General features: G+C 52.1%; 14 protein-coding genes. 10 read left to right on the top strand and 4 right to left on the bottom strand.

Annotation, left to right across the window (positions count from 1 at the left end):
• Positions 1–76 precede the first annotated feature (76 nt).
• Complete coding sequence (locus ACO2Q8_RS12485; protein WP_423345146.1) at positions 77–631, bottom strand: RNA polymerase sigma factor; 555 nt, start codon at positions 629–631, stop codon at positions 77–79.
• 490 nt (positions 632–1,121) lie between these two features.
• On the opposite strand from ACO2Q8_RS12485, the gene ACO2Q8_RS12480 reads away from it, so the two are divergent.
• The 9 genes from ACO2Q8_RS12480 (at position 1,122) to ACO2Q8_RS12440 (ending at position 8,761) form a co-directional block, all read left to right on the top strand.
• Positions 1,122–1,832 carry a LytR/AlgR family response regulator transcription factor gene (locus ACO2Q8_RS12480; RefSeq protein WP_423345145.1) on the top strand — a complete coding sequence of 237 codons (711 nt, stop codon included), beginning with the start codon at positions 1,122–1,124 and terminating at the stop codon, positions 1,830–1,832.
• A 46-nt stretch (positions 1,833–1,878) separates the two neighbouring features.
• The gene (locus tag ACO2Q8_RS12475) at positions 1,879–2,763 is read left to right on the top strand and encodes a trypsin-like peptidase domain-containing protein (protein WP_423345144.1); all 885 of its coding nucleotides are present in this window, start codon (positions 1,879–1,881) and stop codon (positions 2,761–2,763) included.
• A 173-nt stretch (positions 2,764–2,936) separates the two neighbouring features.
• Positions 2,937–4,019 carry a M20 family metallo-hydrolase gene (locus tag ACO2Q8_RS12470; RefSeq protein WP_423345143.1) on the top strand — a complete coding sequence of 361 codons (1,083 nt, stop codon included), beginning with the start codon at positions 2,937–2,939 and terminating at the stop codon, positions 4,017–4,019.
• A gap of 3 nt (positions 4,020–4,022) precedes the next feature.
• Entirely contained in the window at positions 4,023–5,000 is a 978-nt protein-coding gene (locus ACO2Q8_RS12465) for a type I phosphomannose isomerase catalytic subunit (RefSeq protein ID WP_423345142.1), read from the top strand.
• Positions 5,001–5,123: 123 nt separating this feature from the next.
• Complete coding sequence (locus tag ACO2Q8_RS12460; RefSeq protein ID WP_423345141.1) at positions 5,124–5,567, top strand: DMT family transporter; 444 nt, start codon at positions 5,124–5,126, stop codon at positions 5,565–5,567.
• Positions 5,568–5,572: 5 nt separating this feature from the next.
• On the top strand, positions 5,573–6,151 hold the full coding sequence (locus ACO2Q8_RS12455; RefSeq protein ID WP_423345140.1) for a hypothetical protein: 579 nt from the start codon (positions 5,573–5,575) through the stop codon (positions 6,149–6,151).
• Positions 6,152–6,262: 111 nt separating this feature from the next.
• Positions 6,263–6,907, top strand: a complete 645-nt coding sequence (locus tag ACO2Q8_RS12450) for a 3-keto-disaccharide hydrolase (RefSeq protein WP_423345139.1) — start codon at positions 6,263–6,265, stop codon at positions 6,905–6,907.
• Positions 6,908–6,961: 54 nt separating this feature from the next.
• Positions 6,962–8,191 carry an MFS transporter gene (locus ACO2Q8_RS12445; protein ID WP_423345138.1) on the top strand — a complete coding sequence of 410 codons (1,230 nt, stop codon included), beginning with the start codon at positions 6,962–6,964 and terminating at the stop codon, positions 8,189–8,191.
• A gap of 93 nt (positions 8,192–8,284) precedes the next feature.
• Positions 8,285–8,761: a Dps family protein gene (locus tag ACO2Q8_RS12440; RefSeq protein WP_423345137.1), complete on the top strand. Its 477-nt coding sequence runs from the start codon at positions 8,285–8,287 to the stop codon at positions 8,759–8,761.
• Between the two features lie 77 nt (positions 8,762–8,838).
• Here the strand turns inward: ACO2Q8_RS12440 and ACO2Q8_RS12435 are convergent, their stop codons facing one another.
• Positions 8,839–9,324: a Uma2 family endonuclease gene (locus ACO2Q8_RS12435; protein WP_423345136.1), complete on the bottom strand. Its 486-nt coding sequence runs from the start codon at positions 9,322–9,324 to the stop codon at positions 8,839–8,841.
• A 71-nt stretch (positions 9,325–9,395) separates the two neighbouring features.
• Here ACO2Q8_RS12435 and argH point away from each other — a divergent pair, with 71 nt between their 5' ends.
• Complete coding sequence (gene argH, locus ACO2Q8_RS12430; protein ID WP_423345135.1) at positions 9,396–10,745, top strand: argininosuccinate lyase; 1,350 nt, start codon at positions 9,396–9,398, stop codon at positions 10,743–10,745.
• A gap of 88 nt (positions 10,746–10,833) precedes the next feature.
• Here argH and ACO2Q8_RS12425 read toward each other — a convergent pair whose 3' ends face one another.
• Together ACO2Q8_RS12425 and ACO2Q8_RS12420 are read right to left on the bottom strand one after the other, a co-directional pair.
• Positions 10,834–11,694 (bottom strand): SMP-30/gluconolactonase/LRE family protein, encoded by an 861-nt coding sequence (locus ACO2Q8_RS12425; RefSeq protein ID WP_423345134.1) that lies wholly within the window; start codon positions 11,692–11,694, stop codon positions 10,834–10,836.
• A 95-nt stretch (positions 11,695–11,789) separates the two neighbouring features.
• The gene (locus ACO2Q8_RS12420) at positions 11,790–13,034 is read right to left on the bottom strand and encodes an MFS transporter (RefSeq protein ID WP_423345133.1); all 1,245 of its coding nucleotides are present in this window, start codon (positions 13,032–13,034) and stop codon (positions 11,790–11,792) included.
• Between the last annotated feature and the right edge of the window lie 4 nt (positions 13,035–13,038).

Below are 13,038 nucleotides of genomic sequence, written 5' to 3'. Positions count from 1 at the left end.
TCCTGACCGGTAAATCTGACCCAACCATCCACCTTAGGGGCTGGTTAGGTCTTTTATGTATCGTTCTGCCATTGACTTAATCCATCATAAATTGTTTATTGTATACGTCGATCACCTGGTCACGGGTACGTTTCAGGCGCATTTTCACGGCACTGTTGTTGATGTTATACTGCCGGGCAATTTCGGTAACATCAACATTTTCCACGTACTTGAGCTGAAGCAGGGCCAGTTTATCCGGTGACAGCTTTTCCATGACCATCGACAATTGATGGAGCATCGTGTGGACGGTGTCGCTGGTTTCGTGATCAGGCAGGTTTTCGATATCGATTTCGTCGATAGCTACCAAATCGAGCCGGTTGGCAACCCGAAGCTTTTGACGGCAGTAATTCTGCGCAATCGAATACAGCCAGGTTGAGAAAGCCGAACGCCCCTGAAACTGATCAATTTTGCTGAAGACTTGCAGAAAAATGTCGTGCGTGTAATCTTCGGCTTTGATGGGGTCCCGGGTAAATGTCAGACAACTTCCATATACTTTGTTTACATACCGCTTGTAAAGTGCGTCCAGACAATCTGCACGACGGGAGGTAAGATACGAACTGATCAGTTCTTCATCTCTTAAAACACGTTTCATCAGACAGAGAATTAAATTTTTAGTAATCTGTTAAGCTTCTGTTACCCTGAAAAGTACCTGTCATCAATTACTGGTCAATAGGGCTTGCGTGATCCTGGTGGGGGATTTGCCTTTATCAGACTGAAATCAGTAGCGATGTTACTGATTTTATATGATTATAAAGTACAATTTTCCCGCCACAGACTGGCGTTTATGACGATAACGTCATCAACGCTTAGATTAATCTCATGAACTGAAGCAACCAGAGTACAAACACTCAATTTTTACTAGGTAACTTGATTTTTTGGCACAGTTATAAGCGCAAATACCACGAATTTCACACTTTGGCTATTCAAAATGAGCTAATGATTGCATGAGCTAACAAAAATTAAGTATTTTTTACAAGCAAATACGATTAACCAGCATGTTCTTTGCGCAAGCAAAGTGTTTAGTTATCTTTACTGAATCATCAACAAATAGCAACCTGTCCTTCCCTTTTTAGCTATACCTTATGAAATCACGCCAATGCTTGATTGTAGATGATTCTGAATCTTCTGTAATTTTACTTCAGGAGTACCTTTCCCGGTTGCCTTTTTTCATGCCTCCACAGGTCTGCGGAACGGTAGCGGATGCGATGATCCTGCTACAACAGCAATATTTTGACCTTATCTTCCTGGATATCAACCTTCCTGATCATATCGGCCTTGATTTGCTGCGGAGCTTTCCAAAGCCCCTGCCGGTCATTGTCACCTCAGCGCACACGGAGTATGCGGTCGATAGTTTCGACCTGAATGTGAAAGATTATCTATTGAAACCATTCACATTCAACCGGTTTACGCGGGCGCTCAACCGGGCACTGGGTGTTCAGGTAACCCCCAACAGCCTGGCCGAAGAAAACTTCATTTTCCTGAAAGTGGGGCACTCGATGCAGCGCTTCGATTATAATACCATCGATTACATTCAGGCTTTTGGAACGTATTGCAAGGTTTATGTAGCGCAGAAAGTTATTGTCGTGAACGAGATTATTTCCCAACTGGAAAACCTGCTGCCACGCCAGCGGTTTCTCCGGATTCATAAATCGTACCTTATCAATCTTTCCAAAATCAACAGCTATACGTACCGCCATGCGGTGATTGGTGTGGCAAAAATCCCGTTGGGGGCCGCTTACCGTGAAAGGTTTGAAGACTTTTTGAGCCTGTTCGACAAAAAAACGGCCCTGTAGCTGACGGGAATTCTTAACTTGCGATCCCGTTTTCTATTTCCTAAGTATGTTTGTTGAAGCCATTGAGCGGGTCGACCCCTTTGTACGTCCTATTTTATCGATTGTCCGGCGGTATGGCAGCAGCGAAGTAATTCCGGCTTGTTCGACCATGTTTTTTGTCAACGAGCAGGCTTGCGCCGTCACCTGCAAGCACGTCGCCGAACAACTGGTCAATTCCGACAGCATTTACCAAAACTACCTGCGGTTTCTGGGCGAACGACGTGCTTTTCTGCGGGATCGGAACCTGGCCCGACGCCAGGAAGAACTCGAACAGAAATACAACCTGCGCCAGCAAAGCATTATTCGCATCCGCAACCAGTTCGTCAATTCCGTCGATCAGTTCACCGAAATTACCTATCACTTTCACCCGACGCAGGACCTGGCCGTGGTCCAGTTCAAAGGCTACAACCAGATCAAATACAACGCCTGTGCGGTTTTCCTGCGCGACAACAGCCGGATCAAACAGGGCCGAAGCCTGTGCCGCCTGGGCTACCCGTTCCCGGAATTTACCAATTACCGCTATAATCCCGACCTCGACGACATCGAGTGGACCACCGAAGGCCGCAGCAATACGCCGAGGTTTCCCATCGACGGGATCATTACCCGGCTTCGGGCCGAAAACAACGAGATCGTCGGCATCGAAATGAGTACACCCGGTTTGCGGGGGCAGAGCGGTGGGCCGCTTTTTGACACCAATGGCATTATCTTCGGGATGCAAAGTTCGACGCGCCACCTGCACCTGGGTTTCGACATCGAAGATCGGGAAGTGATTGTCAACGGTCGCCAGACCCGGGTTTCGAATTATCCGTTCCTGAACGTCGGGCAGTGCGTACACGTCGATATCATCAAGAAGTTTTTGCGGAGTTTGAATATTAAGTATTACGAAGGATGAGTGTTCAGTTTAAAATAGTTTAGAGTTTAAGGTTTATAGTATTTAAAGTAATCACCTAACAATTAGACGGTTACGCTCAACTATAAATACTAAATTATAAACGATAAACTATTTTAAAAACCTTCGTTTTTAGTTCGAGTGCCAATACCGTAACTGAGAAGAGAGAAGTAAAGATGATTTCACAATTAACGGCGTATTCGTTGGAAACACAGACCGAATCGGCGATTGAACTGCTTAAGCGACTCATTGCCACGCCCTCATTCAGCCGGGAAGAAGACCAAACGGCCCTGCTAATCGAGCAGTTTTTGCGGCAGCGGAACATTCCGTTTAAGCGGACGAAAAATAACATCTGGACGCATAACCGGTATTTTGATCCGGCAAAACCGTCGTTGCTGCTCAATTCGCACCACGATACCGTCAAGCCGAATGCGTCCTGGACGCTCGACCCGTTCCAGCCCCTCGAACGCGACGGCAAACTCTACGGCCTGGGCAGCAACGACGCCGGGGGCTGTCTGGTGTCGCTGATCGCCACGTTTTGCCATTTTTACGACAAAAAAGACCTGGCCTACAACATCGTGCTGGCGGCTACGGCCGAAGAAGAAATTTCGGGCCGTGAAGGGCTGGAACTGATTCTGCCCGAACTGCCACCCATCGACTTTGCGATTGTCGGCGAACCAACCCAAATGCACCTGGCCGTGGCCGAAAAGGGCCTTCTGGTACTCGACTGCACCGCCAAGGGCAGGTCGGGCCATGCTGCCCGCGACGAAGGCGACAACGCGATTTATTACGCCATCAAGGACATCGAATGGCTCCGGAGCAACCCGTTTCCGAAACTGTCGCCCACGCTGGGGCCGGTGAAGCTATCGGTGACGGTAATCAACGCCGGTTCGCAGCACAACGTCGTGCCCGACACCTGTACCTTTACGGTGGATGTACGTGTGACGGAACAGTATACGCTGGAGGAAGTGATTGAAGCGATTCGGAAAAACATCCGCTCGACGGTGCAGCCCCGTTCGATCCGCCTGAAACCGTCGAGCATCCCGCTCAACCACCCGATTGTGCGGGCCGGTCTGGCCTTAAACCGTGAAACCTACGGCTCGCCCACGACCTCCGACCAGGCACTGCTCGACTGTCCGTCGCTCAAATGCGGCCCCGGCCACTCCGAACGCTCGCACACCGCTGACGAATTTATTTATTTACGGGAGATTGAACAGGGAATCGAGTTGTATATTCGAATGTTGGAACAAATCCTGTAGCTCATGCTCTATCCTCTCACGTTTGAAACCATTTTTAAAGACAAAATCTGGGGCGGTCAGAAAATCAAAACCGTCTTGGGCAAAGACTTCGCTCCGCTGCCCAATTGCGGAGAAACCTGGGAAATTTCGGGTGTTTCGGGCAACATCTCCGTCGTTGCCGAAGGGCCGCTGAAAGGAAAAAGCTTGCAGGAATTGCTTGAAACGTACAAGGAGGAACTGGTGGGGCAGCATGTGTACGAACGGTTTGGCAACGAATTTCCGCTACTGGTCAAGTTCATCGACGCCAACGACGACCTCTCGATTCAGGTCCACCCGAACGACGAACTGGCCAGACAACGGCACAACAGTTTCGGCAAAACCGAGATGTGGTATATCATCGAAGCCGACGAGGGCGCGACGCTCAACTCCGGTTTTAACCGCGAAGTCTCGAAAGATGAATACGTGAAAGCCGTCGCGGACAATACGCTGATGGACATTCTGAACATCGAGAAGGTGGAAGCCGGGGATGTGTTTTTCCTGCCCGCCGGACGAGTTCACTACATCGGAAAAGGCATCCTGCTGGCCGAAATTCAGCAAACGTCCGACATTACGTACCGGATTTACGACTTCGACCGCACCGACGACAAGGGCCAGAAACGCGAACTGCATACCGAACTGGCCGTCGACGCGATCAACTACCAGCATTACGATCACTACAAAACGCAGTACGATCCGCAGCCCAACGAGAGCGTCAACGCCGTCACGAGCGATTACTTTGTGACAAACGTGCTGAACTTCGACCAGGAAGTGCTGCACGATTACACGCACCTCGATTCGTTCGTGGTTCTGGTCTGTGTGGGCGGTTCGCTGACCGTCGAAACCGGCGAAGGCTACCGGATTCCGCTCCAAATGGGCCAGTGCGCGCTGCTTCCGGCGTCAACCAAACAGGTTTCCCTCGTCCCCGACGGCGACATGACGGTTTTGGAATCATACGTACCCTGAAAAAGTTATGAGTTAAGAATTAAGAGTTGAAAGCTCTGCCAGAAACTAGTACTCCGCGAAGCTAAACCTTAACTCATAACTCTTAATTCTTAACCGCACGGGCGGCCCCGTCATAACTCTTTTATGAACTTTATCTATTTCCTTTTTGCCTTTCTGGTTGGAATTGCGACGAGTGTGCAGTCGGGCGTGAACTCGCAGTTGCGGCAGATGATGGCGCACCCGGTTTTGGCCGCGCTCATTTCGTTCGGTTCCGGTTTTCTGGTCTTGATCGTGATGAGTCTGATTTTCCGCGCACCACTGCCCGCCTGGGAAAACCTGCGTGAAATCAGTTGGTGGAAGTGGACCGGCGGATTGCTGGGCGCGATTTACGTCACGACGGTCATCATTACCGTTCCGCGGATCGGGGCTGGTAACCTTCTCAGTATCAGTGTAGCGGGGCAATTATTAGCGGCTGTGATACTGGATCATTACGGACTGCTCGGTTTCAAAGAACATGGATTGACGGTCTGGCGACTTCTGGGCGTTTTGTTGATCGTGTTGGGCGTTGTGCTGGTGGTAAAGAACTAAACGCGATGATCAAATACCGCTTTTATCCGACGTTGCTGAATGTGTTCTCCCGGTATCTGGGCGGGGGTAACCTCTCGATGCAACAACTGCTCGACACGATCAACCGCGTGCCGACGCCCACCACGGTGGCCCAGGAACGCGGGGTGCGGTTTGAAGATGCCGTCGTGAAAGGCGAGGAGGAGGAGCGATTTAACCCGGATATTCTCGAAAAATTCCGTCGGTACCTGCCCCGGCCCATCGTCGAAACGCAGGTGTATTGCCAGTACGAAATCGACGATGTGCTGTTTTATGGCTACGTCGACCTGATCGGCAAATTCAAAGCCGTCGACATCAAAACCACGGCTTCGTACCAACACCCACGCTACACGTTCAACCATCAGAACCTGTACCTGCACGCCCTGAAAAAACGCGGGATTCGGTTGATGGAATACCTGATTACGGATTTCAAGGATGTGTATGTGGAGAGTTATTCGCTGACGCATCCCATTGATAAACAGCTCGAAGAGATCCGGCTTTTCAAGCAGTTTCTGGAAGAACACCGCGAATTGATCTCCGACCCGAAGATTTTTGTGAATCCGGAGTGAGTAAAATTGTTGTTACATAGGGTTTATCAGAGAAAATCAGAGGTACACAGAGAAACCTGATTAACTCTGATCATCCCTGATAAACCCTGTGTAACAACAATCCCCAAACCCATGAAAAAAGCCGCCCTGCTCCTCTCCCTCTCGTTCACGCTCGTATTCTGTAGCTTTCAGAAAGAAAAATGGATCAAGCTGTTCAACGGCAAAGACTTTAGCGGCTGGACCATTCGCGGGGAGCAGGTCAAGAACGATTACCGGATCGAGAACGGCGAAATTGTGGGCACCTCGAAACCCAACTCCCAGAATACCTTCCTGTGTACCGATAAAAATTACGACGATTTCATTCTGGAACTGGAGGTCAAAGTCGATACCGGCATGAATTCGGGCATTCAGTTCCGCAGCGAAAGCCGCCCGGATTACCGCAACGGCCGGGTGCACGGCTACCAGGCCGAAATCGACCCCTCGGCCCGAGCCTGGAGTGGCGGTCTGTACGACGAAGCCCGGCGTGGCTGGCTGGTCGATCTGAAAAACAACCCCGAAGGGCAACGGGCTTTCCGGAAATCTGACTGGAACAAATACCGGATCGAAGCCATTGGCAAAACCGTTAAAATCTTTCTGAACGGCGTCCAGACCACCAATTATACCGACACGATGGCGACTAAAGGCTTCATTGCGCTCCAGGTTCACGGCACCAAGGTGCAGCGTCCGATGGAGGTTCGCTGGCGGAACGTCCGGTTGCAGGAACTGGCCCGAAAATAGACCTTACACGAAATCCTCCTTTGTTATTGCTCGCAAACCGCTGACCTTTGCGGCATGATTAGCCGCAGTTTACGTCTGTACCGGGATGCGTACCGGGGTCTGCCGCCCTCGGTCTGGCTGTTGGGGGGCGTGATGCTCATCAACCGCAGTGGCACGATGGTGCTGCCGTACCTGACCTTGTACTTGACGCAGCACCTGCATTACAGCGTAACCGAAGCGGGCATCGTCATGGCAGTTTATGGCACCGGTGCGCTGGCAGGCACCTTTCTGGGCGGGCGGCTCTCCGACCGGTTTGGCTTTTATCCGGTTCAGTTCCTGAGCCTGCTTATCTCTGGTTTCTTCCTGATACTGTTGCAGTTTGTGCAGGATTTTTACGGGCTATGCGCCGTAGTCTTTGTGTACACGCTGCTGGGCGAAACCTTCCGTCCGGCCATTTCGTCGGCGGTGGCCTACTATAGCGTTCCCGAAAACCGAACGCGGGCGTATTCGCTCAATCGGCTGGCGATCAACCTCGGCTGGTCGCTCGGGGGCGGTTTGGGTGGTTATCTGGCCGGAATCGACTACCAGTTGCTGTTCTGGGTTGATGGTGTCACCTGCATTGTGGCAGCGGTTTTTCTACGGGCGTATTTGCCGGTTCCCGACCGCTCCCAGCCGGTCGAAACGGAAAGCCGCGTACAAGTGTCTGAACATAACTCCCCCTACCGCGACCCGCTCTATCTGGTCTTTTTCGCAGCCACCACGCTGTTTGCCATCGGTTTCTGGCAATTGTTCAGCCTGGTGCCACTGTACTTCAAGCAGTTTCTGCACCTAAAAGAAACCCAAATTGGGCTCTTAATGACGATGAACGGCCTGATGATCGTGTTTATGGAAATGCCGCTGGTCTATACCGTCGAAAAGCGCTACAGCCGGTTTAAGCTGCTGATCATTGCCACCGGGGTGTTGCTGGTGGGCCTGTCGTACTGGCTTCTGAATACCGGCGTGTGGCCCGTTCTGGCCCTGGTATCAGTCTTTTTCAACACCCTGGGCGAGATGCTCGCCATGCCGTTCATGTTGTCGTTCACAGTCGAGCGGGCCAATGCCCAAAACCGGGGGCAGTATCTGGCGCTGTATTCGATGGCGTACGCTGTCGCTCAGATCTCGGCCCCGGCCCTGGGTTCGCAAGTGGTGGCCTGGGCCGGTTTTTCGGTTCTCTGGATCGCCGTGATGGGGCTTTCACTGGTGTCGGCGGGCGGATTTTGGTGGGTGTTTCGGCGCGTAAAAAACGCTTTCCCTGAAACTGCCTGACCCAATTTGATGTTACAAGAAGGGCGTTTTTTTGCTCCTGAAAGGCATTTTGCCTACTTTTCCGCCCGCAAACAACGCAATCCCAACAAACACATGGAAACCTTGAATCGAATTGGACTCGATACTGAAAAAAGCGAAGAATTAGCTACTTTGTTGAACGAACTGCTGGCGAATTATTCCGTTTTCTACCAGAACACCCGCGGCTACCACTGGAACATCAAAGGCGATAAGTTTTTTGAACTGCACCTCAAATTTGAAGAACTGTATACCAGCTCGCTGCTGAAAATCGACGAAATCGCGGAGCGGATTCTGACGCTGGGCCACACCCCGCTGCACAAGTATTCGGATTATGCCAAGCTATCAGGCATTGCCGAAAGCAACGAAGTATCGGACGGCCGGAAAGCCATCGCCGAGATTCTGGATGCGTTCAAAGTCCTGCTGCAAAAAGAACGGCACCTGCTGACGCTGTCGGCCAACATCGAAGACGAAGGGACCAACGCCCTGATGAGCGACTACATTCGGGAGCAGGAAAAACTGGTCTGGATGTATTCGGCCTTCCTGAACCGGTAATTCTTTCCTGATTCCCCGAACCCGTTTAGTCAGTTGACCCGTTTAGTCAGTTGAGGTGATTAGACGGGTTCGTGTTTTTAGCGAAATATCTCAGCCAGTTCCAGCGACAGATCCAGTTTTCCGTCCGTCAGCGTTCCTTCGATAAAATTTTTGTAGGTGTTCGGGCTGTGGATGACGTGAATAATCTTGAACAGAGGATTGACCAGCCAGTAGGATTGAATACCTGCCGCAAAATAGTGATTCGCTTTCTCCACCAACTCTTCCTGACTCTGGGACGACGACAAAATTTCGATCATGCCCAGCGGCAGTTGCGTCATCCGGATCTCGTCGTGCAGGGAGTCGAAAATCAGTTTAGGATAAACCGCAATGTCGGGAACCACCCATTTGCCGGACATATCAAGACTCACCTCCGATAAAAAATCGTATTGTTTCCCGTATTGGATGGACAAAGCCACCAGTAAGCGACTTTGAATTAAGGAATGGTTTTTACTGGGCATAGCTTTCCCGCGTTCCGCTTCATAGTCCGGACGAACTTGTTCCGGCTGCGTGATTACTGCTTCCATAACTCGCCTGTTTTTTAACAAATCTACGAAGAACCGCTTACTTTTGCCCCTTCCACTGACTTGATTGTCCCTTGAAACTCTGGCAAAAAGACAATACCGACCCTCAATCTACGGCAGCCGCTGCGAAAATCGAGCGGTTTACCGTCGGACGTGACCGCGAAATGGACCTTTACCTGGCGCCCTTCGACGTGCTCGGCAACCTTGCCCACGCCACCATGCTCGAAACCATCGGACTCATTTCGAATGATGAATTAGAAATGATGAATGATGAATTAAAAAATATCTATCAGCAAATTCAGAGGGGGGAGTTTATGATTGAAGAGGGTGTAGAGGATGTTCACTCGCAGGTCGAACTGATGCTAACCCGCAAGTTGGGCGATGTTGGCAAGAAAATTCACAGTGGGCGGTCGCGGAACGATCAGGTGCTGGTTGATCTGAAACTGTTTACCCGCGACCGGCTCTGGCAGGTGGCCGAAGCCGTCCGCCGGGTGTTCGACCGGCTGATTGCCCGTTCGGAGCAGCACAAAACCGACTTATTGCCGGGCTACACGCATTTGCAGATCGCCATGCCGTCGTCGTTCGGGCTGTGGTTCGGCGCTTACGCCGAGGCCCTGGCCGACGACATGCTGACGTTACAAACCGCCTACCGCCTGGCGAACCGCAATCCGCTGGGCTCGGGAGCCGGATACGGGTCGTCGTTTCCGCTCAATCGGACGCTGACCACCGAGCTACTCGGTTTTGAAGGCATGAACGTCAACGTGGTGTACGCCCAGATGAGCCGGGGCAAAACCGAGCAAACCGCCCTGACGGCCCTGGCCACCATTGCAGCTACGCTCTCGCGAATGGCGATGGATATTTGCCTCTATAACAGCCAGAACTTCGGTTTTCTAACCCTGCCCGATGCCCTGACGACCGGTTCGAGCATCATGCCGCACAAGAAAAACCCGGATGTAGCCGAACTGCTGCGTGCCAAAACCAACCGCCTGAAAGCCCTGCCCATGGAGGTCACGCTGGTGATGAGCAACCTGCCGTCCGGCTACCACCGCGATATGCAGCTCCTGAAAGAAATCCTGATGCCTGCCTTCGACGAACTGCTGGATTGCCTGGAAATCACGGATTTTATGCTCGAAAACATTCAGGTGAAAGCCCATCTGCTCGATGATCCGAAATATGATTTGCTGTTCAGCGTCGAGCGGGTCAATGCGCTGGTGCTGGAGGGTGTTCCGTTCCGGGAAGCCTACCGGATTATCAAAACCGAGGTGGAAGACGGAACCTACGTCGCCCCGCGCGACCTGCACCACACGCACGAAGGCAGCCTCGGCAACCTGGGCAACGAGCAAATTGCGGCCTACATGAACACGGTTTTCCAGGGCTTCGGAGCCGAAAACGTGCAGCAGGCGGTGAGTCGGCTGCTGGCGTAAGGCTTCTTTCGCCGGAACTAAATTGCTTGCAAAAAAAGTTTCGACTGACCGTTGTCAGGCTTGCAAGCCTGACAACGGTTTTTACTGCTTACTCCAGCCGATACGCCACCAGCTTGTTCTTGAAAAAGGTCGGCACCACGACCAGTTTTTTGCTGGGCACATAATCAATGTCCGCCGAATTGACTTTTTCGGTGCGCGTATCGATCAGCAGTTGTTTCTGCCCATCGGCGGTGATGTAAAACAGCCGACCGCTCCAGTCCGACACGATGTAATCCTTGCCAACGGCCACAATACCGTCGGTGTTCGCCATGCCGTCGGCAATTTTGGTCAGTTGCTTGGTTTCCACGTCCAGCGATTGCAAGGCCCCAATTTTGGTGCTGCCGACCATCATCTTTTTCGTGCCGACAGCCAGCAACCCGTTCGGATTATTCAGATCACCGCCATCAATCCAGACTTCCCATTTGCTGTCTTTCAGGCGGTAAATCTTGCTGTTGCGGCTGTCTGAGGCATAAACGGTTCCGTCTTTGTCCACGGTTACATCGTTCAAAAACGCCTTTTTGTCGACCGCATCCCAGGTCTGTTCGGCCTGCCCGTTCGACAAATTGATCGCGACCAGCCGATAGACGTCCGTCACATACAGGCGGTTTTTGTGAATTCCCATGCCTTTGGGCGCATTCAGCCCGGTAGTCCACTTGAGGTTTTCGATCTTGCCGTCCAGCGACACTTTCGAGATAAAACCGTCGCCATCCAGTGAATCCGACTTGCCGACAATGTTGGCGACATACAGCACATTTCCTTTCGTATCGTACAAAACCGATTCCGGCACGCTCAGCGTCGAATCGGTTTCCCAGACCTTGACGAGTTTCTTTTCTTTTTTCGGCGACTCAAACGCCGTGAGGGTAGTGGCCAGCAACACGCTGCCGCCCAGCAATACGGTTAGTAAACGCATGGTTCAAATGGAGAGGGTTTGCCTTTTTATGCTGTAAATAACGATACTGCCGCCGTTATTCCAACCCTTCGACCGGTTTGTTAGCAAAGAACCGGTTAACTTAACCGCACTGTAAAAAGCTCTTTGGATTTGGCATAGACATACGCCACCACCAACAGGGTAATCACTCCGCCCAGCGCCACCGATGGCACCACACCCAGCAACCGGGCCGCCACGCCGGACTCAAAAGCCCCAATCTCGTTGGAGGAACTGACAAAAATGCCATTGACAGCCGCCACCCGGCCGCGCATATGGTCGGGCGGAAAAATTTGCAGAATGGTGTTCCGGATGACCACGCTGACGCTATCAAACGCGCCGGTTAGCAACAGCGCGAGCGCCGACAGCCAGAAATGGGTAGAATACGCAAAGACCAGGGTGAAAACGCCAAAGCCGAGCACGGCGATGAGCATGTTCCGCCAGGCGTTGTGCGTAGGCGGAAACCGGGTCAGCAGCAACATGGTGCTAATGGCTCCCACGGCCGGAGCCGCCCGCAGTACGCCCAGCCCTTCGGCCCCAACCTTTAAAATATCTTCGGCAAAAATGGGCAGCATGGCGACGACGCCCCCGAACAGTACCGAGAACAAATCGAGCGAAATCGAATACAGAATAATCTTGGTTTTGAATACAAACCGGAAGCCTTCGCTAAGGCTGTACCACAGGCTGTCTGTCGGGCGATCCGTCGCCGGAACCGGTCGTTTTTTAATCATCGAAATCAGCACCAGGCACACCAATAGCAGGCCAATCACGACCAGCAAAGAATGGTCAAGTCCCAGCCAAACGTACAGAAAACCGGCCACACCCGGCCCAGCAATGGCCCCGGCCTGCCAGGCCGACCCACTCCAGGTCGATGAATTGGGGTACAACTCGCGGGGCACCAGAAACGGTTTCAGCGACGAACTCGTCGGCGAATAAAAACCTTTTGCCGTGCCGATCAGCACCAGAACCCCATAAATCACGGCCAGTTGAACGGTTTGCGATAAATGAGCGACCACCGAGGGCTGAAACACCAGGTACAGAATAACCGACCCCAGAATGATCACCGACAGACTGATTTGCAGAATGGACCGCTTCTCGCGCCGGTCGGCCAGGTGCCCGCCGAAGAGCGACATGGCGATGAACGGCAAGGCTTCGGCCAGCCCCACAAAGCCCAGCGCCAGCGGATCGTGCGTCATTTTGTAGAGCTCATAGCCCAGAATTACCTCCTGAATCAAAAGGGTAGCGGTGATCAGAAAGCTGTTGGCGGCAAAAAAACGGAATTCGGGATAACGAAGTGCAGCGTAGGGATCATTCGGGGTGTTCATGCCA

Source organism: Larkinella sp. VNQ87, assembly GCF_049445795.1.
Classification (GTDB): domain Bacteria; phylum Bacteroidota; class Bacteroidia; order Cytophagales; family Spirosomataceae; genus Larkinella.
This window is presented reverse-complemented; position numbering and strand designations above follow the sequence as displayed.